The organism is Singulisphaera rosea (assembly GCF_054877945.1).
The window spans coordinates 78,247-98,487 of the sequence record NZ_JBTYIP020000013.1 but is presented as its reverse complement, the minus strand read 5'-3'; the positions used below and the strand labels follow the sequence as shown (position 1 = coordinate 98,487).

Genomic DNA, 20,241 nt, shown 5'->3' with positions numbered 1-20,241 from the left:
TCGCATCGGCTCAAGTGCATGCCCAGATGTCCTCGTGTGGCCTGGCGAGGTCTCCGGTCTTGAGTGGGTCGTCCTTCGGCTTTGCCGGCGCGATGTTTCCATCATCGGGATTCAGGCCCGGCGATGACAACGTCCCTCGAATCCAGGATGGCGGTGCAAGAAAGCGGCCTCGGAGGATCAAATCTGCTCCCAGGCCGGCATCGGTGGGCCAAGCCAAGCGCGTCGACCGGGCGGACACGGCCATCGGCATCGCCCGTAACCTCGAGCGAAACATACCGACCGCCGCCGAGCAAGGCCTCGCTTTGCGGAAGTCATTGAAAGCGTATGCCGACGTGATTGCAAATCATGGCGGGACGAAGCAGGCGAAGGACGCCGCGACGCGGATCAAGGCACTCAAGGGCCTCGAAGCCGGACACGATCCTGCATGAGTCGCCGATCAGAAGACTCCTTGCCGAATCGAGGAGATGCCATGCGGTGGCTTCCTCACCTTCTTTGGGTCGTGACGGCCATCGGACAACCCGGCCTGGCCCAGGACGCGCCGGGGGCCGGGGCACCCCGACGCGTGCTCGAACGCAATCTGAGCTTCGAGCGTTGGGCCTATTCTCCCTATGCGAACCGAGAGGCGATGCAGGCCGAGCTCGACGCCCGCCTGGAAGCTCGTCTCCGTGAGCTGGACGAGGTGTACGACCTCTCCCCGCTCCAGGAGAAGAAGCTGCGGCTGGCGGCTCGTGGCGATTTCCGGCGGATTTTCGAGGTCGTCGACCAGATGCAGGGCCGCTTCGAGTCCCTTCCGGCCAATGCGAATCAAGCCATCGCTTTTCATCGGGAAATGAGGCCGGTTCGGAATGACCTCTTCGCGGACCCACTGGGCGACGCATCCTTCCTGGAGAAGGTGCTCACCAAGACCCTGGTCGGGGCACAGGTCGCCCGGCATCGGGAGAGGCTCCGCGAACGGGCCCTGTCCGAGTACCGAGGGTGGATCGACGTGCTCATCACGCACGAGAACCAGGGGCTCGGCCTGAGCAACGAGCAGCGCCGAGGGCTGGCCGAGCTGCTCCGGGACGTGGCGAAACCCGAACGGAAGGGGAGCCGGCCCTCTTATGACGAGGTGATCCTCCGCCTGGCGGCCGTCCCCGACGCGAAGATGAAGGCGGTCCTCGACGAGGACCAATGGCAGGCGATCCGCAAGCGGACCGAGCCGGTAAAGGCGAAGAAGATGACCGGGCGGGAGGCCGGGGCCCTCCCGTAAGGCCGCCATCGCGAGGCGAGGGCGACCGTCCCCCGTCAGCGGAGTCCCCCGTGGAATTTGCCGAAGTGCTGCGCCATCTGCAGCGCGATGAGGAGGGCCCCCAGCCCCAGGACGGCGGCATGCCTCGTCCGACGCAGGTCGAAGCGTCCGACGCGGACGACCAGGAGATAGGCCACCGCCAGGTTGAACATCCCCCAGAGGACGTTCACCGTCGACGACGACAGGCCCTCCCCCGGCGGCGAGGCGAACGGACTCTGGAACGGGCTGCCGGAGATCCCGCTCACCAGGTGGGGAATCGTGTTCGCGAGGAAAACCCCGCCGAAGAAGTACGCAACGTCGTGATACCAGCGCGTCGAGCCTTCCGTCGATTGCCGTTCAAGTTCCATCGGAGATCGACCTCCTTGCCGCTTGGGAGTTGCGTCCAGGCCAGGTGAATCGGTGCCAGCCCGGATAATGTGAGGGTGGCCTCGTGAAACTAATTTATGAGGGACCCCTCGTGAAAGTCAAGCTCAAGCCGGGGGAACCAACGGCTTCGCCCGGAGGCGTGGTGTTCCTTGGAGTTTGGCGGCGATCCGATGCACCAGCCTGGCGGGCTGGCCATGGACGGCGTTGGTCATGACGATGACGGTCAACTCGTCGTCGAGGTATCGTGCGATGTGGGCAGCGAACCCTTGCCAGGTTCCGCTGTGCTCGACGACCCGCTGGCCGTTCACCTTGCCGAGCTCCCAGCCGAACCCGTAGGGATGGGTCGACAAGTCGGCCAGCCGAGTCGGGGTCCACATCTGTTGCAGGGTCGCTTGCTTCAGGACGGCCTCGCTCCGCAGTCCGGCGTCCCACTTCGCCAGGTCGAGCACGGTCAGATACAGGCCGCTGTCCGCGGTCGCGTTGATCGACGAGGGGAACCATTCCTGGTTCTTCAAGACGCCCCCGATCTGTCGGTAGCCGCTCGCGCGGTTGGGGACGATGTCGGCCTCGTCGATGATCCGCGCGGAGGTCATCCCGAGCGGATTGAACACGCGCTCGCGCAAGCCTTCGCCGTAGGGTTTGCCCATGACCTTTCGGCACAGGGCCCCGAGCAGGACGTACCCGGGGTTGCTGTACCGCCACCGCGTGCCTGGCTTGAAGTCGAGCGGGAGGGCGAGGATGATCGCCACCAACTCGTCTTCGGTGTAGTCGCGCCTCATGTCGATCCGCCCGCCGACCGACTCCGAGACTCCGGCCGTGTGCGAGAGGAGGTGGGCGACCGTGACTTTCTCCCAGCCCGGCGCCGAAGGGGGCAGGTACCGGGTGATCGGGTCATCCAGGTCGACCCTCCCCTCCTCGACCAGCGACATGACCAGGGTCGCCGTGAATTGCTTGGTGATCGAGCCGGACTGGTAGACCGTCGCCTCCGTCGCCGGCACTCCGAGCTCGACGTTCGCCAGGCCATAGCCCGCGGATTTGACCACGACCCCGCGCTCCACGATGGCGAGCGAGAGGCCGGGGATCATCTTCGCCTTCATCTCCGCCCGGATCAGTCCGTCGATCGCGTCGCCCTCGGCCGTCGAGGTCCCTCCCCTCGACGCCAGGCCCAGTATCAGGACGATCCACGCTCGTCCGTTCCACCCGGTCATAGGGACTCTCCAAACGTTTGGAAATCGCCGCGCGTTGGGACGTTGAATTTCGATTCAAGCCTCGCCGGGGGCGAGATCGATTCTCCCCAAGTATCTCCGGCCCGCGGGATGCTTTGCCAGTCGCCCGGTGCGGGATGTCGTATTTACCAGTCAGCAAGGCTTCATCCGTGGTCGAATCCGAGCCCAACTTCGTGGATCGCAAGGTGGCGGAGGTCACCTTCCGGGGGAAGCTCCATTCGCCGATCCACCGGTGGTATCGCCTCACGCCGAGCTTCTCGCCGCAGTTGGCGATCGACATCGCCGACGCGTTCGGGCTGTCGGGAAGCGACTTCGTGCTGGACCCGTTCAGTGGGGTCGGGACCGTCCCGCTCTGCATGAAGTACCGCGGGATCCCGGCGTGCAGCGTCGAGCTCAACCCCTACCTGCGGTTCGTCGGGATGGTGAAGACGCGGACCTATCGCGACGTCGCCGCCATCGAGGGCACGCTCCGACGGTTCCTGGCCGCCTTCGAGGTCGAGTGGAAGGCGATCCCCTCGGGGGAGGCCGCCGCGGGATACCTCGCCGAGCACGCCGACTGGATCCCCCGGATCTCGAACCCGGGACGATGGTGGTCGCCGGGGAACCTGGCGCAGCTCGTCGGCCTCCGACGTTTCGTCTCCGGCTTCGACGCCGAGCCGGCCCACCTCGACCTGATCAAGATGGCCATTCTCGGCGTGCTCGTCCCGTTGAGCAACGCGAAGCACAACCACGTCTCGCTCACGTTCGCCGAGGTCCCCTTGCCCACGGTGAGCGTGCTCGCCGTGCTCGAGGCGAAGTCTGCGGAGATCGTCGACGACCTGCGATCCGTCTCGGGGCTGCCCTGCTCGGAGGTGGAGGTCCACCGGGGCAACAGCAAGGCCCTGTCGGCCGTCCTGCCCCCCGAGGCCCGGCCTTCGGCGGTCATCACCTCGCCCCCCTACCCCAACCGATTCAGCTACGCCCGGGAGACGAGGCCCCACCTGTTCTTCTTCGACTTCATCGAGGACGCCAGGGCGGTCGGCACGCTCGAGACCGACGCGATCGGCGGCACCTGGGGCAAGGCGACGTCGGTCCTCATGACCGGGGTCGCGCCGGCGAACGCGACCGTCGCCGCGTTACTCGCCCCCTACACGGGCCACATCAACGGCCGAGGGCCACTGATGGCTAATTATGTGACAAAATATTTTAACGACATCTACGACCATGCCCGCGAGGTCGCCCTCGTCTGCCGAGACCGGGCGAGGCTTGCATACGTGATCGGGAACAGCAAATTCTACGACCACCCCCTCCCGAGCGACGAGATCCTGGCCGACCTCTTCGCCCATTTCGGATTCGAACGCGTGCGGATCGACCGGATGCGGAAGCGGCAGAGCAAGGCCGGACTGTACGAGGCGGTCGTCTTCATGGCGAGGGGATGAAAACAGACACTCTTCGTCGATCTCGACCGAGCAGTCGCCGGGTGAGTTCTTCACCACAAAGGCACAAAGACACAAAGGGGGGACAACCGAGAAGAGAAAGAATTCCCCTTGGGTCTCCTCACGGATTACTTTGTGCCTTTATGGTGAATCCCCTTCCGAGTTGATCAGAAGGAGCTTGGAGGACCGGAGACGATCATGAGCGAATCGCAGGCGGGGGAAGAACGAGCGCGCGTGGAAGATCAACCGATGATCCCTCCACCGGCCTGGGCGGCGGTCGTAGGGCGGGTCACGGAGTACTTGATGAGTGACCTCGGAGGCGGGCCACGCCCCTGGAAGCTCGCCTGGGTGATCAACTTCCAGAAGGTCGGGACGTTCCCTTTCCTCGGCCTGCTCATCGCCTGGTATCACAGCACCAGTCTCGCGGCCTGGATCTACCTCGCGATGCACGGGAGCTATGGGTTGGTCTGGATGATCAAGGACCTGGCCTTTCCCGACCCGAGTTGGCAGCGCCGGGCAACCATCGGCGGCGGGCTCGTCGTCTTCTTCGGCGTGCTGGTCTGGTACTGGTCTTTCGGCTGGCTCCTGATCTCGGGGACGTCCCGCCCTAACTATCCCCTGCCGGACTATGCCTGGTACGCGCTCTGCATAACCCTGTGCATCCTGGGTTCCGCGATCATGATCGCCGCTGATGCCCAAAAATTTTTCACCTTGCGTCTCCGGCGCGGGCTCATCACCGACGGGATGTTCCGCTATATTCGCCACCCGAACTACCTCGGCGAAATGATGATCTACGGCAGCTTCGCCCTGATGGTCTGGCACTGGCTTCCCACCGTCGTCCTGGCCTGCACCTGGGGCGGGGTCTTCTCGGTCAACATGATCCTCAAAGAAGCCCGGATGTCGCGTCATCCCGAGTGGGCCGATTACAAGCGGCGCTCGTGGTGGCTCCTCCCGCCGATCCTGTAATCGATCGAGCCCAGTCGTCGGCCACCCTCCCCTCAACGTGAGTTGCGATCCCGCCTCGCCCATTCCCAGGCGGCGCGCCTGGACGTATCCCCGGCGCGTCGGATACGATGCAACCCGATCTGCGACAACTGTCATTGGTGACGGAACTGGTGGGGTAATTGACGATGGAAACGGCTGTGGGTTTGGGTCGAACGAGACGCTTCAATCTGCTAGACGGGATGGTCATGGTCGCGGCGATTGGTCTGAGCCTATCCTGGTGGCAGATGTTCCAGGCGAGTATGCGTCCCCGGCCTTCGCCGAACGGCCCGATATCGACGTCGTATCCCCTCACGATCCGCTATCTCGGCGCCTCGGCCCCTTTTCTCGTGACGCCGACCCTTGCGCTGTTCTTCCTCCGGATCGTCGGATCTCGTCCGCGCTACCACGACCTGGTCCGCTCGCCGGGGTTCCTGGCGTGCGCGGCGGCCGTCCTCGGCCTGGCGATGACTGGGATTTCGATCCTCCTGAATGAACTCGGGAGGATGTATACCTCGGGTCGTCCTCCGCTCGCCGTCTTTTATCTGACCATGCGCACGGTCAACTATCCTGCGCCCGTGATCGCGGGGGCCTGGCTGGCTCTCGGCCTCATGGGAGAGTGGCGGGGGCGGCTTTTTCAGGATTGGATCGAGACACTCGGGACTCTGGTTGGACTCGTTTGGTTGGTTCTCTATATGGCATCACAGATTAATATTTAAAACTCAAGAAATTTTTGTTCGCTTGAAGGTTTTGCCCTTCGAGCGATCGGCTCGCCTTCATTTGATGGTCAGTTGGGAGGGTGGTAGCCCTCCCAGGTCGCTTTTGTCTTGAGGCCGGTAAGTTCGAGCATCAGGCGGCAGAGTTCCGTGTAGGAAGGGTCAGGCATGATACGGTCGACCCGGTGATACTTCCTGGCCTTCACCCCTTCGATAGTGAGTTCGTCACCATCGTCCATGCCGCCGTTGAGCACTTCACGAGTCGGGAGGTTCCAGAAGTCGCTCTCGGCCACGATCTGTTCAAACGTGTTCCATTGATCAATGGTCAGCGTTAGGTTTCGGTCAATGACCGCTTTCCCAAAGTCGTAGCCGCCACGGCCATCGAGCACGACGGCTCGAAGCCTGATAATGTCGCCCGTCCTGCGGATGCGGACGCAAACGGGATGGTTGAAGGTCGGGAGCCAGATCAACTGATAGGCTGTGGTCCTGTGGTCGCTGGACGCGACCGAGGCGAGAGTGGGTTCGCCTTCGGGGCCCAAGAGCGTCCGATTTCGCGGAGCCTCAGGTCTGTGGAAGGCCGGCTCCCCGAATAAACCGAGGTTGGGTGTCATCGATTCGGTGGGCTGAGCTCTTGTATTGATGCAGGCGGAGAGCGTGCCGAGGAGGAGCCCCACGAAGATCGTCGTCGGGGCAATCACCTTGGATCCCGACCCCGGCTTTGTGCCCCGGCTCGGCGTCACAGCCCTGCGGCGAGGCTTAAGCAAGACCGCGATCATACCCCCGCAGGTCGCCACGGCGAGGACGATAAACAGGTGGATGATGCCGGCCGTATTCGCCGTGATCGAGTCGATCGCCTCGAGGTCATCCGTCTCCGCCCGAATTCGTGGCACGATAAATTCAATGACTCGAGATGAGAGCAAATATTGGTTGATTGACTGGCTGAAGTCGCCTCCCACCTCTTCAAAGCGAATGGCCCAGGGGCCCATGCTCAGGAGAAAGAATCCCCAGCCGAAGACCGAGAATCCGAACCAGAACGTCCCCTGACTTCCTCGCCGCAATCGGGCTGCGATGACGGCGATCAGCAGGATCCCCGCCGTCGCCGTATAGAGCACGCTGAACCAAAGGTTGGAGGCGATCCGAAGCGCGGCGAACGCCGTCGCCGCGACGACCACGGTCAAGATTAGCCCCATGATCGAAATCTGCAGCCGACCCATAAGCTTGCTCCGTCCAGCGAGGGTTGTCGGCGTCGAGTGGGGGTCAGAAACCCGGTTTTGAAGAAAAAACCGGGTTTCGGGCCAGGGACGTTAAGATCACGCCACGGAGGCCTTCCGCGTTTTCTTCCCCGAGAGCTGGACGGCCACCACGGCGCAGAGGGCGACGAGGACCGTGACGGAGAAGCGGGCGACCATGCGAGAGGTCGACGACTTCGAGAGGGGCTCGGTGGCGCCGTCGAGCGGGAAGGCGGCGGCCCCGACGAGTTGGAAGAGGAAGCAGCCGAGGATGCCGCCGACGAGGCCGCCGAAGGTGGCGCGGAGGATCCGGTCCTTGCCCCCGAGCCCGACGCCGAAGGCGAGGCCGCCGGCGGCCCCGATGGCCCCCCAGATCGACCCCAGGACGAGCAGCGGCAGGAGGAGGTCGTCGGTATTCGCCTGGGTGGTCGTCCGCAGGAACGGCGGGAGTATGCCGTAGGAGAGCCCGACGGCCGCGAGCAGGCCGAGAACAATCCCCACGGCCGCCCCGATCAGGCCCGCCCGCGTCGAATGCCGGGCCAGACCGCCGGCGATCCCGAGTGCGAGGGCAAGGGCAATGGCCATCGCCGCGTAGGTCAGGATCGCATTCTGGATGTCGGCCATGGCCTGGGTCTCGACGCTCGGCATCGAGACGCTCACGCCTCGGAAGTCCGACGTGACCGAGGCGGCCTTGAAATGCTCGAAGGTCGACTCGCCAATGAAGTACGACGCGACCCCGGCCGCGAGACCGGCGGCCAGGGCCAGCGCCACGAGCGCCACGGGAGGGACGATCTTGGGGGAGGAGACAGGGCTTTGCGCCGGGAGAATCGGACCGTCGGCAGGGACGCTCGACGCCGAGCCGGGGGAGGCCGGATCAGACGCTTGTCCGGAAGACATCGTGGGATGACCCTCGGTGGAAACAGATTCGCCATTCAAGGATTGTTGCGATCTTCCGATTGTGCGAGACCGAGCCTGGCAGGTCAATCGGTGTGCCCGGCCGGTGTCCGTTCCGAAAGTCGGCATATCCTCACGAAAGCGGTCCCCACTTTCGTTACGCCCGTCGGAGAAAAGCTGGGACCGGCTCCCGGCCCGGTTCACATCGGGCCTTTTACGGAACGACATCGAAGCCGGAGACCCGACCCCATTCCCTGAAACGACGCCGCCGCCGCTGGCCATGGCGGTGGGTTTGGGGCAAACTCAGTCTCACCCTCGCACTGCGGTCTCCGCTTACTTAATGATCCGTCCTCGGGAGCTCGTTGAGGACGCCCCGGCATCCCGACGCGGCGCAATGGCAGGGGACGGGCGTGTCGTCGGGGTCGAATGCATAATCGAAAAAGAGTTCATGGCCCGCCAAGATCGGCATCGAGGCGACGATCGTCGCGCGGCCGCCTTCCCGGCGGATCGTGCAGTTGGGCTCGCAGGAATGATTGAGATATCTCGCCGCGTTGCCTCCGACGGCGCCGTCGATGAAGGTGCTCTCGTCGAAGCAGAGGATGTACGTGACTCCGCCCTCGGCATTCCCCGACTCGCGGCGCTCGGCCTCCTCGCGGGAGATTCGCTCACCGGCATATTCGAGGATGGCGGCCCCGGCCGGGATGTCCCGGTCGGCGAAGACGCCTTTGCCGTGGACCGGGGAGTCTCTAATGGTAACGCTCGGCTCGAGCATGTCGTTCTCCAGGGGCTCGGCTCCGCGACGGCCTACCGTCGGGATTCTCTCGAGCGGCCGGCCCGGCAACTTATCGCAGGCCGTGGGGGGGCTTGTCCAGGTGATCGAAGATGTCGATAACACGCGTTTTGAGCGGATCACGCCCGGATTGCAACCACCCGAGGGCTCCCGCAGAATGGCTTTTTGCAAGCCCGAAGCGCAAGCGAGTGAATCTTCTTCGATTTCTCCCGTGGAAATCCACTCGCTTGCGCTTCGGGCTTGTATCAATCAGAGATGCCACGCGAAGGTTAGCCGCTCTAGACAGGGCGGCTGGCGATGAGGAGAAGACTCCGAGGATTTTCGAAGTAGGCTCGGCCCTCGGCCCTTCGTTTGCGGAAATCGTGGGGGTCGCCGACGGCTCCGGACCGGCCTGAGGACGGGCGAGAAGCCCCTTGTGAGCGCGATCGCCCCAGGCTAACTTTCAACGGCACGGGCGTCGCGGTCCCGACCGAACCTCAATTGAGACACGACCAGGAGAGACAGCACCATGACACTCAAGAGCTTCCTTACATCCGCCCTGGCGGCCGGCGGCCTCGTCGCCGTGGCCGCGATCGGTTCGCAGGCCCAGGCGCCTCATGGCGCGGAGGCCGCGCCGGTGACCAAGGCCGTCGCCGTCCTGCACGCGACCAAGAAGGGGGGCGAGGCGTCGGGCAAGGTGACCTTCACCAAGACCGCCGAGGGCGTCCGCGTCGAGGCCCACATCCACGGGCTGACCCCGGGCTCGCACGGCTTCCACATCCACGAGTTCGGCGACACCAGCGGCGACGATGGGATGACGACCGGCGGTCACTTCAACCCGACGGGCTCCCCCCACGCCGCCCCGTCCGCCGGTAAGCGGCACGTCGGCGACCTCGGCAACATCGAGGCCGATGAGAAGGGCCATGCCAAGCTCGACGTCGTCGACCCGGCCCTGAGCTTCTCCGGCCCGGCGTCGATCCTCGGTCGAGGCGTCGTCGTCCACGCCAAGGCCGACGACCTCAAGAGCCAGCCCGCCGGCGCCGCCGGCGATCGCGTCGCCACCGGCGCCATCGGCGTCGCCCGCGCGACCCCCGCTTCCGCCAAGTAACAAACCGTCCCGACACCCACGTCCTTGCGAAATGAGCCGGGTGTCGGGACTTCCACTCCTTCCGCAATCCTCACTCTTCGCCCCTCCTTCCCCATCTCGGCATATTGCCGGAACCCCACCCGAGCCCTCGCTCGGCGTGTTGACTCACGACCTAGGACTGCCTAAAATAAGGCGGGTCTGTGCCAATGTTGTGCGCACTGCGATTCGAGTTGAGGGCGATGATCGGTGGCAAGCAAAGCCTGGGGTGGCCGGTTCGGCGAAGGAACCGATCGTCGCGTCGAGCGTTTCACGGAATCGATCTCGTTTGATCGTCGACTCTTCGAGCACGACATCCGGGGTTCGGTCGCGCACGCCGAGATGCTCGCCCACGTGGGTTTGATCACTTCCGACGAATGCCAGCAAATTGTGCGGGGTTTGTCGGAAATTCGGGCTGAGATCGAGTCGGGGAACTTTGCGTTCACGCTCGAACGCGAGGACGTGCACATGCACGTCGAGGCGGCCCTGATCGATCGCCTTGGGGACGTCGGCCGGAAGCTGCACACCGCCAGGAGCCGCAACGACCAGGTCGCGACCGACGTCAAACTTTGGATTCGCGACGCCCTGGACCGGGTCGAGGGACGGCTCACCGAGCTCCAGCGGGCCTTCGTCGCGGCCGCCGACCGACATCGCGACCTGATCCTCCCCGGCTACACGCACCTCCAGCGCGCCCAGCCGGTGCTCGCGCCCCACTATTTCCTCGCGTACGTCGAGAAGCTCGCCCGAGACCGCGATCGCGTGGCCGACTGTCGCAAGCGACTGAATGTCCTCCCGCTGGGGGCCGCGGCCCTGGCCGGCACGACCTTGCCGATCGACCGCGAGCATGTCGCGCAAGCTCTCGGCTTCGACTCGGTCGCGGCCAACAGCCTCGACGTCTCCAGCGACCGCGACTTCGCCGTCGAGTCGGTCTTCGTCCTGACGCTCATCGCCGAGCACCTCTCGGGATGGGCCGAGGAGTGGGTCCTCTGGAGCACCCAGGAGTTCTCCTTCCTGGCGCTCCCCGACGCGATCTGCACCGGCAGCAGCATCATGCCGCAGAAGAAGAACCCCGACGTCCTGGAGCTGATCCGGGGCCGCACCGCCCGCGTCGTCGGGGCGCTCAACACGCTCTTGGTACTCATCAAGGGGCTGCCGCTCGCCTACAACCGCGACCTCCAGGAAGACAAGGAGCCGATCTTCGACGCCTTCGACACCGTCGAGGCGTGCCTGGAACTGGCGGCCGTCGTCGTCGCCGGCGCAACCCTCCGGGCCGATACGATCGCTGCGAGGCTCGACGAAGGCTTTCTCGACGCCACGACCTTGATGGAGTACCTGATCCTCAAGGGGGTCCCCCAGCGCACCGCCCACGAGGTCATCGGCCACCTGGTCGGCCTCTGCGTGCAGCAGAAGCTCCGGCGACTGGCGGACCTGCCCGACGAGGCCTTCGCCAAGGCCCACGAGAGCCTCGGGGCCGGCGTCAAGGAGATCCTAGGCGTCGCCAACGCTGTCAAGGCGTTCCGGTCGTACGGATCCACCGCGCCTGCCGAGGTGGACCGGCAGTTGGCCGCCTGGAAGGCGAAGTTGGCTTGATGTCGATCGCGAGGCGGTCCTCTCGGCGAGGCCCGGCGCCATCCGTTGCGTTGGCTCACGGAGTGGAATACCAGCCCATGGCACCCAACCCCGGCACCCCGGCCAGTCGTGTGTTATATACCAAGCAGTCGGGAGTGAAGCGGTCCCGGTTTCGGGGAGCCGCGATGAACGCCCGGATCCGGCCCACGCTCTCCGAAGTCGTTCCGCCGGATCTGGCCGGTCTGCGAGAGCGGAGACTTCCTGGCGAAAGGCTGTGCCCTCCCCCGCTCGACCGGGGCGTACGTCATGGTCATGACCTCTAACCACAACACGCGTCCCCGCGCCGCCGAGGTGCTCGTCGATGGGGCGGAAGGCCGCCTGGTCCGTCGACGCGAGACCTACGAAGACCTGGTCGTCCAGGAGCGCCTGGGAATCTAACGTCAACGGTTTCGATTCGTCCTCACCGATGGCCTAGCAAAGCGGACCCGACCCCAATGCGCCGAAACCCCTCCTACCGCGACCGCCTGGCGAAGTCCTGCGTCGTGGCCTGCTTCTCGGCACTCCTCGCGCTGGGGGGCGTCGCCGACGTCCGAGGCCAGGTCCCCGGCCCCGAATCGTTCATCCCGGAACCGAAGACGCCGCAGGAGCTCTGGAACGCGGCCGACTACCTCGTCCGCACCGGGCAGCCTTCGCACGCCCTCCCCTTCCTCGACAAGTTCCTCAAGAGCCAGCCCGACGACGCCGCGTTGGTCGAGATCCGCGACCGGTACGGCGTCGGTTCGGTCCTCCGCCTGGACAACTATCCCGAGACCCGGAAGCTGGCGAAGCCCCTGAATGACATGTTCGCCGCCGCGGTCCTCCGCAACTCGACCCGGACGGATCGGATCGACCGGTTCATCGCCGCGCTCACGAAGACCCGCCACGAGCAGGACTATGCCGTCGAGCGACTCCGAGAGTCGGGCCCCTACGCCGTCCCGGCCCTGGTCAAGGCCCTCGACCAGCCCGGCATCTCCGCGACCGACCGGGCGCTGATCACCGTGAACATCGGTCGGCTCGGCCGCTCGGTCGTCCCCCCGCTGATCGCGACCCTCGACAGCACCGATCCCAAGCTCGTGGCCGACGTGGCCGATGCCCTGGGCTCGATCGGCGACCCGAGGGCGCTGTCGGACCTGACCTACCTCGCGGCCCTCAGCGTCGACGACTCGCCGGCCCAGGAGGCCGCCCGACGCGCCGTCGAACGGATCACGGGCCGGTCGATCGCGTCGCAGCGGAAGTCGCCGGTCCATACCCTGGTCGACCAGGCGAGGAAGTTCCACGTCCACGCCGTCGAGTTCCCCGGCGACCTCGTCCGGGTCTGGTCCTGGAGCGAAGCCCGCAAGCTGCCCGAAGCCCACGAGGTGACGAAGAGCGAGGCTGAGGCGTACTTCGGCCTGCGGCTGGCCCGCCAGGCCTTGCGGCTCGACCCGTCGAGCGTGCCGGCCCAGGTCGTGTTCGTCAGCCTGGCCTTGGATAAGGCCGTCGAACGGGCGGGCTTCACGAACTTCCCCGCGAGCGACCCGACCGACGCCTATTCGACCGCCCTGGCCTCGGGGCCGGCGATCCTCGGCCAGGTGCTCCGGACGGCGATCGCCGACGGCAAGCTCGACCTGGCGGCCACCGCCGCGACCGCCCTGGGCCAGGTGACCGACCGCGACGTGCTGGCGAACGGCCGGGGGCTCCATCCGCTGGTCGAGGCCCTCTCGGCCCCGAGCCGACGGGTCCAGTTCGCGGCCGCCCGCGCCCTCGTCCGCCTCGAGCCTCCTCACCGATTCGCGGGGTCGAGCTTACTCGTCCCGGTCCTCGGCCGGTTCCTGACCGGGCACTCCTCCCCCAAGGCGATCGTCATCGACGGCAACAACGCCCGAGGGGGACGCTTGGTCGGCGACCTCAACGCACTGGGCTATGAAAGCATCCTCGCCCCGACCGGCGACAAAGGCTTCCGCGCCGCCGCCGAGTCGGCCGACGTCGAGCTGATTCTGGTTGATCCCCACTCGATCGAGGGGAGCTGGCGGCTCGTCGACACCCTGTCGAACCTCCGGTCCGACGCCCGGACGAGCGAGATCCCGACGTACGTCGTCGGCCCGCTCAAGATGGAAGTGGACCTGGCCCCGACGTTGGCGAACTACCCGGGCGTCAAGTTCGTGGTCACGCCCCCGAATGCGACCTCGCTCGAGCGGCAGATCGGCGGCCGACCGTCGGGGCTCTCGCCCGAAGCTCGCGCGGCGTATGCCCAGGAGGCGGGTGCTTTGCTCGCCCAGATCGCCGCAAGGCCGGGCAGCCCGTTCGAGCCGGATCTCACCCGCGTCGAGCCCGCCCTGGCGTTCGCGCTCAACGCCCCGGCGACCAGCCTCGCGGTGTCTTCGACGCTGGGCGACATCGCCGACGCGGGGGCCCAACGCGGCCTGGCCGACGTCCTGCTCGACCCGTCCAAGCCGGCCCCCTTGCGGCTCAATTCCGCAGCCCAACTGACCCGGAGCCTCCAGCGGTTCGGCCCCCTGGTGACGGGCGACCAGGAGGTCGCACTCGCCGTGGCCCTGGACCGCGAACAGGACCCCTCTTTGCGGGCGGGCCTGGCCTCGGTCGTCGGGGCTCTCCGGCCCAGGTCGGCCCCGGTCGGTACCCGGCTGAGAGGGTATAACTTGCCGCTCGTCAACGTCCCCGTTCCCGCAACCCCGGCGACCCCCGCACCGGAATCGGCCCCCTCTCCGCCGGCCCCGGCCGAAGAGTCGCCCAACGCCGAGGCCGTCCCGCCTCCGGCCGACGCCAAACCGTGATGTCTCGAGTGATGTCGGATGCCTGCCCGAGGGCGGTTGACGCCCGACCGGCCGTGTCCCGGGCGTTCGACCGAATGCCCGGATGACCCGGACAGGACTAGGATTAGGATTAGGATCAGGAGAGGAAGGTCTATCGGCCGGCCTCGGTGCGGCTCGCACGCCCGGGGACGGTCGCCGGCCTTTTGGGTTGGGAAGGACGCGCGGCGATGGCCACCCCTTACGATCGACCTTCCCCCCGCCCGGTGGGAGACCTCACATTGCCGGGGATCATCGGCTCCGGGCCGCCGATGCTCGAGGTCTTCCGGACGACCCAGCAAGTCGCACCGTCGCGCGCGTGCGTCCTCATCGTCGGCGAGACCGGGACCGGCAAGGAGCTCATCGCCCGCGCCATCCACGACCTCAGCCCGAGGTACTCCGGCCCCTACATCCGCGTCAACTGCGGTGCCCTTTCGGAGAGCCTCCTCGAGAGCGAGCTCTTCGGCCACGTCAAAGGCTCGTTCACCGGGGCCGTCGACAACCGCACCGGCCGGTTCGAGGCCGCCCACACCGGCAGCATCTTCCTCGATGAGGTTAACAGCACCTCCCCCAAGCTCCAGGTCAAGCTGCTCCGCGTCCTCCAGGAAGGGGAGTTCGAGCGCGTCGGCGACACGAGCACCAAGAAGGTCGACACCCGGATCATCGCCGCCACCAACCGCGACCTACTCGACGAGATCGACTCGGGCCGATTCCGCGAAGACCTTTATTACCGGCTCAACGTCGTGCCGATCTACCTCCCGCCGCTCCGCGAGCGCCGGGAGGACATCAGCCTGCTGGTCGACGCCTTCCTGAAGCGCTACGCCGAGCAGAACCGCCGCGAGGTCCGCCGCGTCCATCCGGAGGCGATGCGCCTCCTACGCGAGCACGACTGGCCGGGCAACGTCCGCGAGTTGCAGAACTACGTCGAGCGCGCCGTGATCCTGGGGGACGGCCCGGAGCTCACGGTCGAGCACCTGCCTCCCCAGTTGCGCGGCATCGCGGCCCCGCGGCCGATCCGCTCGAGGGGGGGCGACCTCGCGAGCATGACCGCCGAGCTGGTTCGCCAGGGCGTCCGCGCCGCGGGACCCCAGGCCAACGACCTCCACAAGCGGATCGTCGACCAGGTCGAGCGCGAGCTGATCCAGCAGGTCCTCATGGCCTGCGAACGGGTCCAGATCAAGGCCGCCGCCCGGCTGGGGATCAACCGAAACACCCTGCACAAGAAGCTCGCCCAGTATCGGATCGACAGCGACGAGAGTGGCAACGGCCAGCCCCTTGGTGACTCGATTCCCCCTGCCCCCGTCGACGAGGAGTGATCGAATGTCAGAGAACGGCCCGTTGGCCCTCGACCGCCTGCACCAAGGGGATTGCCTCGACCTCTTCAAACGGGTCGAGTCCGAGTCGATCGACCTGGTCTTCGCCGACCCTCCGTTCAACATCGGCTATGATTACGACGTCTACGACGACCGGCTCGACGAAGACAAGTACCTCGACTGGACGAGGCTCTGGGCGACCGAAGTCGCCCGCGTCCTCAAGCCGACGGGGACCTTCTGGCTGGCGATCGGCGACGAGTACGCGGCCGAGCTCAAACTCATCTTCCACCGCGAGCGTCGCCTGTCGCTCCGGAGCTGGGTGATCTGGTATTACACCTTCGGCGTCCACTGCAAGAAGAAGTTCAGCCGGAGCCACGCCCACCTGTTCTACTTCTCCAAGGACGCGAAGTCTTTCACCTTCAACGACGCGGACATCCGGGTCCCCTCGGCGCGTCAGTTGGTCTACGGCGATGCGAGGGCAAATCCCAAAGGCCGGATCCCCGACGACACCTGGATCCTCCGCCCTCAGGACATCCCCGACAGCTTCCCCGCCGACGGCGACACCTGGTACGTCCCCCGCGTCTGCGGCACGTTCAAGGAACGCGCAGGCTGGCACGGCTGCCAGATGCCCGAGCAACTGCTCGGTCGGATCATCCGCGCCTGCTCGAACCCCGGCGAGGTCGTCCTCGACCCCTTCGGCGGCAGCGGCACGACCCTGGTCGTCGCCAAGAAGCTAGGCCGTCGCTACCTCGGCTTCGAGCTCTCCCCCGACTATGCCGCTCAGATCCAGTCCCGCCTCGACGCCGCCCGAGTCGGCCAACCCCTCGAAGGGGCCCCCGAGCCCCTGGCCAGCGCCAAACCCGTCGCCGCCCGTTCCCGCGCCCGGTAACTGCTTCCCCCCGCTCCCCCGACAAATCCTCAAGCCTCGGCCTTCCCGGCCGAGGCTTGAGCCTGCGCATACACGGCTTGAGCCTGCGCGTACACATCGATAGATCCGGCTCAGCATCCCAGGGTCCAGAAATCGAACGGGCACGTGCCGTACGCCACCCTCCCCCCGGTGGGTGGGGCACTCTTGCCCCGCGGCATTCGGCTCGGCTTGTTAGGCGACTTGAAAAAGGTCCCTCCTCTCCGGCGTCTCGCTTCGCTTTCGGTGGAGTTGTGGGGCACCCGTCTCATCCGTCCCGAATCCCGATCGGGTAATTGCGCTTGCAAAAGCAAGGCAAGCTGTTCCCTGTCCTGCCTTCTTCCCGTTTCAACGCCGCCCACCGGACTTCGGATGCGATAGAAAATAGAGTTCGGATCGGACGTTCGCCCTTGCGATGAGAGGTGTATGGGTTCATGCCATGGTGCTTGGTCACGTTTTGGGTGTAAGAGTGTGACTTTTTAGTCGTGTGGTCATCTCGATTCCTTCACAATGACAAAACGCAGAAAATGAAGAAACCAGCATTGGCTTGATCCTGTTCGTAAAGCTGTCTATACTTTCGCAAGTCGTGCGGGTTCTCCCCCCGTCCGCCTACGCTCTCGGCGTGGGCCCGCTCGACATTATAGGGTCTCTCGTACCTGGACCAGCCCAGGGCGATGGCCCTTTCGGCCGGAGGCCGATCATTGTTCCACCATCCTGGACGCCGCGCGGTGTCCGGACGAGCCGGGCAGCCTCCCAGCTTCGGTTGAGGCCGCCTCGTGCCGTGGCGGAGTGAACTCATTATCGGGATCGGAGAGATCAAGATGGCGCAACGCCGCGGTTTTACTTTAATTGAGCTCCTCGTGGTCATTGCGATCATTGCCGTGTTGATCGCACTCTTGTTGCCCGCGGTGCAGTCGGCCCGCGAGGCGGCCCGGCGTGCGCAGTGCGTCAATAACCTCAAGCAGATGGGGCTGGCGGCCCTGAACTTCGAGTCGACCAACTCCACGCTCCCCCCGAACTTCGGCCCCTATCCGTACGTTTCGATGGGCGGCAGCCGGGTGAATTTCCTCCCCATCATGATGCCGTATCTCGAGCAGGGGAACCTCTTCAACACCTGGAACCTCGCCGTCGATTCGAACGGGGGAGGCAGCCTGGAGATCAATGAGACCGCTCGGCTGACGCAGGTGAACGCTTTCCTCTGCCCGTCGGACCCGTCCTCGGGGACGTGCGGTGACGTGGGGGGGAGCAATATCCCTTGCGGCAAGACGAACTACTTTGGGAACCTCGGGTACACGGCGGCCCAGTACTACAACTGCCCCTACACCGCGGGGGGCCCTTGCCCGGTCCTTTCGGAGCCGAACTCGGGTTTTGTCGGGCCGTTCATCGTCCAGTACGACCTCGGCCAGCCGCAGACGATCAACGGCGCCGGCAACCCGCAATACCTGAGGGTCTTGCCCTGCACGATCGCCGCGATCAGCGACGGCACCTCGAACACCGCCCTGTTCGCCGAAACGATCCGCTCGCGCTACGGGAACGCGGGCGTCTCGTCGAGCTGGCCGGCGCTCGCCACGGCGATGACCGGCAATGGCTACCTCGACCCGCACCAGGCCGGCGGCACGTTCACGAACCCGACCCAGGTCGTCCCGACGGTCTGCCAGTCGCTCACGAGTCGCCTGCTCGCCTACCGCGGCCTCGAGTACTATCGGTTCATCCCCGAATGCACCAACTACACCCACACCTACACCCCCAACAAGCCCTGGCCCGACTGCGGGGATAGCTCCATCACGGCCGCTCACACCGCCGCGAGGAGCTGGCACCCCGGCGGCGTCAACATGGTCGCCTGCGACGGCTCGGTCAAGTTCATCAAGAACACGGTCAATCCCCTCACCTGGGGCGCCGTCGGCACCCGGGCCGGCGGCGAAATCATCAGCGCCGACGCTTTGTGATTCCTCAGCCTGAGCCTTTGGATCGAGCGTCTCTCGAAAGAGGGGCAGAACGTTACTATCGCGGGGCGGCCCGGTATTCGGGCTGCCCCTCTTTCATTACCACGCCGAGGAGCGTCATCGATGATTCGCCCGATTCGCGGAGTCCTGGCGGCGGCGTTGATCGCGGCCGCGGGGTCCGGGGGCTGCAACTCGTCCCCTACGCCGGCAACGTCGGAGGCCCGCAAGGAGAACGTCACGAACCAGGGCTTCGACGACCTGAAGCAGATGCTCGAGATCCGCAACGGCGAAAAAAACGGAGGGAAGCCGGTCGCGAAGCCGTCTGAGTTCGCCAAATATGAGCGCGCGTTCCCGACCGGCTGTTACAAGGTGAAGACCGGCGAGATCGTGTTCCTCTTCGGGGCACCCGTCGTCGCGGGGGCGGCCGATAAGATCCTTGCCTACGAGAAGACGGCCCCCGACTCGGGGGGCATCGTCCTCATGCAGGACGGCTCGACCCTCCAGAAGATGACGGCCCAGGAATTCCAGGCCGCCCCCAAGGCCCCCGGCACCCCGGCCCAGATCACGGGCGGCAAGGGATCTCGGAAGGGCTGACCTGCCGGTCGTCGGCCCGCCCTCGAGCGTGCCGCGTCCGCCTTCCCAGGGCCCGATCCGCCCGGTATCGTGGCACGAGGGATCCCGACCTCGATCTCGTGCCCTGCCCTCTCCGGAGGATCGTGGCCTTGAAGCTCCTCCTCTTCAGCGACCTCCATGCCGACGCTTCGGCCGCCGGGCATCTGGTGGAACAGTCCGACTCCGCCGACATCCTCGTCGGTGCCGGCGACTTCGGGAATGTCCGGCGACAACTCTCCGTCTGCATCGACGTGCTCAGGTTCGTGGGCAAGCCCACGGTCCTCGTCGCCGGCAACAACGAGTCGACCGACGAACTGACCCGGGCCTGCCACGGTTGGCCCGGGGTCCACATCCTGCACGGCAATGGAGTCACCCTCTCCGGCATCACCTTCTTCGGGATTGGTGGGGGGATCCCGGTCACCCCGTTCGGGGCCTGGAGCTACGACTTCAACGAGGAGCAGGCCGAGGGGCTGCTGGAAGGCTGTCCTCCGGGATGTGTCCTCGTGAGCCACTCGCCCCCCAAGGGGGCGGTCGACGTCGCCTCGAACGGCCAGAGCCTCGGCAGCCGGGCCGTCCGCGACGCCATCCTCCGCGTCCACCCGTCCCTGGTCGTCTGCGGCCACATCCACGGCTGCGCCGGGAAGACCGCGATCATCGGCCACACGCCGGTCGTCAACGCGGGGCCATCGGGGATCGAATGGATTGTGGAGGGCGGCTGACGACGTTTCAGGAGATCGTGGCCGGCCCGGCGAGTGCGGTGGAAATCCGTTTCTTGGCGGGGCTCTTCTTCTTCGGCAATCCCACGGGCTTCATCTGCCCTCGGGCCTCGTTGACCTTGTTGATGACGGCCTTCGTCGACTCCGGGGTCAGCACCGGTGAGGTCGGGGGTGGCTCGACGGAAGGGCCGCAGCCTGCGACCGCGAGCAGGGCGAAGGCGAGCGAGAGTCGCCGCGGGGTCGTCGCTCGGTTCATGTTCGATGGGTCCCGAAGGAGGATGGTGGCAGGCCGGACGAATCCTGGCCGCTCGGGGCCTGGCCGATTCGCCCCATGGGCGGATTACGTTCT

General features: G+C 65.9%; 20 protein-coding genes. 14 read left to right on the top strand and 6 right to left on the bottom strand.

Annotated features, from left to right (window positions below):
• The first annotated feature begins 203 nt into the window (after positions 1-203).
• Positions 204-428: a hypothetical protein gene (locus tag ACYOEI_RS21650; RefSeq protein ID WP_462851653.1), complete on the top strand. Its 225-nt coding sequence runs from the start codon at positions 204-206 to the stop codon at positions 426-428.
• A 41-nt stretch (positions 429-469) separates the two neighbouring features.
• Positions 470-1,249 (top strand): hypothetical protein, encoded by a 780-nt coding sequence (locus tag ACYOEI_RS21645; protein ID WP_462851652.1) that lies wholly within the window; start codon positions 470-472, stop codon positions 1,247-1,249.
• A 35-nt stretch (positions 1,250-1,284) separates the two neighbouring features.
• Here the strand turns inward: ACYOEI_RS21645 and ACYOEI_RS21640 are convergent, their stop codons facing one another.
• Together ACYOEI_RS21640 and ACYOEI_RS21635 are read right to left on the bottom strand one after the other, a co-directional pair.
• Positions 1,285-1,635, bottom strand: coding sequence for a hypothetical protein (locus ACYOEI_RS21640; RefSeq protein WP_462851651.1), 351 nt, complete (start codon positions 1,633-1,635; stop codon positions 1,285-1,287).
• A gap of 123 nt (positions 1,636-1,758) precedes the next feature.
• Complete coding sequence (locus tag ACYOEI_RS21635; protein WP_462851650.1) at positions 1,759-2,862, bottom strand: serine hydrolase domain-containing protein; 1,104 nt, start codon at positions 2,860-2,862, stop codon at positions 1,759-1,761.
• Between the two features lie 167 nt (positions 2,863-3,029).
• Here ACYOEI_RS21635 and ACYOEI_RS21630 point away from each other — a divergent pair, with 167 nt between their 5' ends.
• The 3 genes from ACYOEI_RS21630 (at position 3,030) to ACYOEI_RS21620 (ending at position 5,995) form a co-directional block, all read left to right on the top strand.
• Positions 3,030-4,298 (top strand): hypothetical protein, encoded by a 1,269-nt coding sequence (locus ACYOEI_RS21630; RefSeq protein ID WP_462851649.1) that lies wholly within the window; start codon positions 3,030-3,032, stop codon positions 4,296-4,298.
• A gap of 195 nt (positions 4,299-4,493) precedes the next feature.
• Positions 4,494-5,261, top strand: a complete 768-nt coding sequence (locus tag ACYOEI_RS21625; protein ID WP_462851648.1) for a methyltransferase family protein — start codon at positions 4,494-4,496, stop codon at positions 5,259-5,261.
• A gap of 224 nt (positions 5,262-5,485) precedes the next feature.
• A complete protein-coding gene (locus ACYOEI_RS21620) occupies positions 5,486-5,995 on the top strand; it encodes a hypothetical protein (RefSeq protein ID WP_462851647.1) in 510 nt (169 codons plus the stop codon).
• 68 nt (positions 5,996-6,063) lie between these two features.
• Here ACYOEI_RS21620 and ACYOEI_RS21615 read toward each other — a convergent pair whose 3' ends face one another.
• The 3 genes from ACYOEI_RS21615 to ACYOEI_RS21605 form a co-directional block, all read right to left on the bottom strand.
• The gene (locus ACYOEI_RS21615) at positions 6,064-7,206 is read right to left on the bottom strand and encodes a hypothetical protein (RefSeq protein ID WP_462851646.1); all 1,143 of its coding nucleotides are present in this window, start codon (positions 7,204-7,206) and stop codon (positions 6,064-6,066) included.
• Positions 7,207-7,302: 96 nt separating this feature from the next.
• Entirely contained in the window at positions 7,303-8,118 is an 816-nt protein-coding gene (locus tag ACYOEI_RS21610) for a hypothetical protein (protein WP_462851645.1), read from the bottom strand.
• 334 nt (positions 8,119-8,452) lie between these two features.
• Complete coding sequence (locus tag ACYOEI_RS21605; protein WP_462851644.1) at positions 8,453-8,887, bottom strand: SET domain-containing protein; 435 nt, start codon at positions 8,885-8,887, stop codon at positions 8,453-8,455.
• A 526-nt stretch (positions 8,888-9,413) separates the two neighbouring features.
• On the opposite strand from ACYOEI_RS21605, the gene ACYOEI_RS21600 reads away from it, so the two are divergent.
• The 9 genes from ACYOEI_RS21600 (at position 9,414) to ACYOEI_RS21560 (ending at position 19,895) form a co-directional block, all read left to right on the top strand.
• Positions 9,414-9,992 carry a superoxide dismutase family protein gene (locus tag ACYOEI_RS21600; protein ID WP_462851643.1) on the top strand — a complete coding sequence of 193 codons (579 nt, stop codon included), beginning with the start codon at positions 9,414-9,416 and terminating at the stop codon, positions 9,990-9,992.
• 225 nt (positions 9,993-10,217) lie between these two features.
• Positions 10,218-11,597 (top strand): argininosuccinate lyase, encoded by a 1,380-nt coding sequence (argH, locus tag ACYOEI_RS21595; protein ID WP_462851642.1) that lies wholly within the window; start codon positions 10,218-10,220, stop codon positions 11,595-11,597.
• 285 nt (positions 11,598-11,882) lie between these two features.
• Positions 11,883-12,014, top strand: coding sequence for a hypothetical protein (locus tag ACYOEI_RS21590; protein WP_462851641.1), 132 nt, complete (start codon positions 11,883-11,885; stop codon positions 12,012-12,014).
• 56 nt (positions 12,015-12,070) lie between these two features.
• Complete coding sequence (locus tag ACYOEI_RS21585) at positions 12,071-14,389, top strand: HEAT repeat domain-containing protein (RefSeq protein WP_462851640.1); 2,319 nt, start codon at positions 12,071-12,073, stop codon at positions 14,387-14,389.
• Positions 14,390-14,595: 206 nt separating this feature from the next.
• Entirely contained in the window at positions 14,596-15,720 is a 1,125-nt protein-coding gene (locus ACYOEI_RS21580) for a sigma-54 interaction domain-containing protein (protein WP_462851639.1), read from the top strand.
• Positions 15,721-15,724: 4 nt separating this feature from the next.
• Positions 15,725-16,606, top strand: a complete 882-nt coding sequence (locus ACYOEI_RS21575) for a DNA-methyltransferase (RefSeq protein WP_462851638.1) — start codon at positions 15,725-15,727, stop codon at positions 16,604-16,606.
• 836 nt (positions 16,607-17,442) lie between these two features.
• Positions 17,443-18,567 (top strand): DUF1559 family PulG-like putative transporter, encoded by a 1,125-nt coding sequence (locus ACYOEI_RS21570; protein WP_462851637.1) that lies wholly within the window; start codon positions 17,443-17,445, stop codon positions 18,565-18,567.
• Between the two features lie 120 nt (positions 18,568-18,687).
• Positions 18,688-19,158: a hypothetical protein gene (locus ACYOEI_RS21565; RefSeq protein ID WP_462851636.1), complete on the top strand. Its 471-nt coding sequence runs from the start codon at positions 18,688-18,690 to the stop codon at positions 19,156-19,158.
• 128 nt (positions 19,159-19,286) lie between these two features.
• On the top strand, positions 19,287-19,895 hold the full coding sequence (locus ACYOEI_RS21560) for a metallophosphoesterase family protein (RefSeq protein ID WP_462851635.1): 609 nt from the start codon (positions 19,287-19,289) through the stop codon (positions 19,893-19,895).
• A gap of 7 nt (positions 19,896-19,902) precedes the next feature.
• Here the strand turns inward: ACYOEI_RS21560 and ACYOEI_RS21555 are convergent, their stop codons facing one another.
• Complete coding sequence (locus ACYOEI_RS21555; protein ID WP_462851633.1) at positions 19,903-20,148, bottom strand: hypothetical protein; 246 nt, start codon at positions 20,146-20,148, stop codon at positions 19,903-19,905.
• Positions 20,149-20,241 lie beyond the last annotated feature (93 nt).

Excerpts from the sequence above, each read along its gene's own strand:
- ACYOEI_RS21590 (WP_462851641.1), top strand. The coding sequence starts at position 11,883 with ATGGTCATGACCTCTAACCACAACACGCGTCCCCGCGCCGCCGAGGTG.
- ACYOEI_RS21620 (WP_462851647.1), top strand. The coding sequence starts at position 5,486 with ATGGTCGCGGCGATTGGTCTGAGCCTATCCTGGTGGCAGATGTTCCAG.
- ACYOEI_RS21615 (WP_462851646.1), bottom strand. The coding sequence starts at position 7,206 with ATGGGTCGGCTGCAGATTTCGATCATGGGGCTAATCTTGACCGTGGTC.
- ACYOEI_RS21575 (WP_462851638.1), top strand. The coding sequence starts at position 15,725 with ATGTCAGAGAACGGCCCGTTGGCCCTCGACCGCCTGCACCAAGGGGAT.
- ACYOEI_RS21625 (WP_462851648.1), top strand. The coding sequence starts at position 4,494 with ATGAGCGAATCGCAGGCGGGGGAAGAACGAGCGCGCGTGGAAGATCAA.
- ACYOEI_RS21605 (WP_462851644.1), bottom strand. The coding sequence starts at position 8,887 with ATGCTCGAGCCGAGCGTTACCATTAGAGACTCCCCGGTCCACGGCAAA.
- ACYOEI_RS21555 (WP_462851633.1), bottom strand. The coding sequence starts at position 20,148 with ATGAACCGAGCGACGACCCCGCGGCGACTCTCGCTCGCCTTCGCCCTG.
- ACYOEI_RS21585 (WP_462851640.1), top strand. The coding sequence starts at position 12,071 with ATGCGCCGAAACCCCTCCTACCGCGACCGCCTGGCGAAGTCCTGCGTC.
- ACYOEI_RS21570 (WP_462851637.1), top strand. The coding sequence starts at position 17,443 with ATGGCGCAACGCCGCGGTTTTACTTTAATTGAGCTCCTCGTGGTCATT.
- ACYOEI_RS21565 (WP_462851636.1), top strand. The coding sequence starts at position 18,688 with ATGATTCGCCCGATTCGCGGAGTCCTGGCGGCGGCGTTGATCGCGGCC.
- ACYOEI_RS21640 (WP_462851651.1), bottom strand. The coding sequence starts at position 1,635 with ATGGAACTTGAACGGCAATCGACGGAAGGCTCGACGCGCTGGTATCAC.
- ACYOEI_RS21580 (WP_462851639.1), top strand. The coding sequence starts at position 14,596 with ATGGCCACCCCTTACGATCGACCTTCCCCCCGCCCGGTGGGAGACCTC.
- ACYOEI_RS21645 (WP_462851652.1), top strand. The coding sequence starts at position 470 with ATGCGGTGGCTTCCTCACCTTCTTTGGGTCGTGACGGCCATCGGACAA.
- ACYOEI_RS21610 (WP_462851645.1), bottom strand. The coding sequence starts at position 8,118 with ATGTCTTCCGGACAAGCGTCTGATCCGGCCTCCCCCGGCTCGGCGTCG.
- ACYOEI_RS21600 (WP_462851643.1), top strand. The coding sequence starts at position 9,414 with ATGACACTCAAGAGCTTCCTTACATCCGCCCTGGCGGCCGGCGGCCTC.
- ACYOEI_RS21635 (WP_462851650.1), bottom strand. The coding sequence starts at position 2,862 with ATGACCGGGTGGAACGGACGAGCGTGGATCGTCCTGATACTGGGCCTG.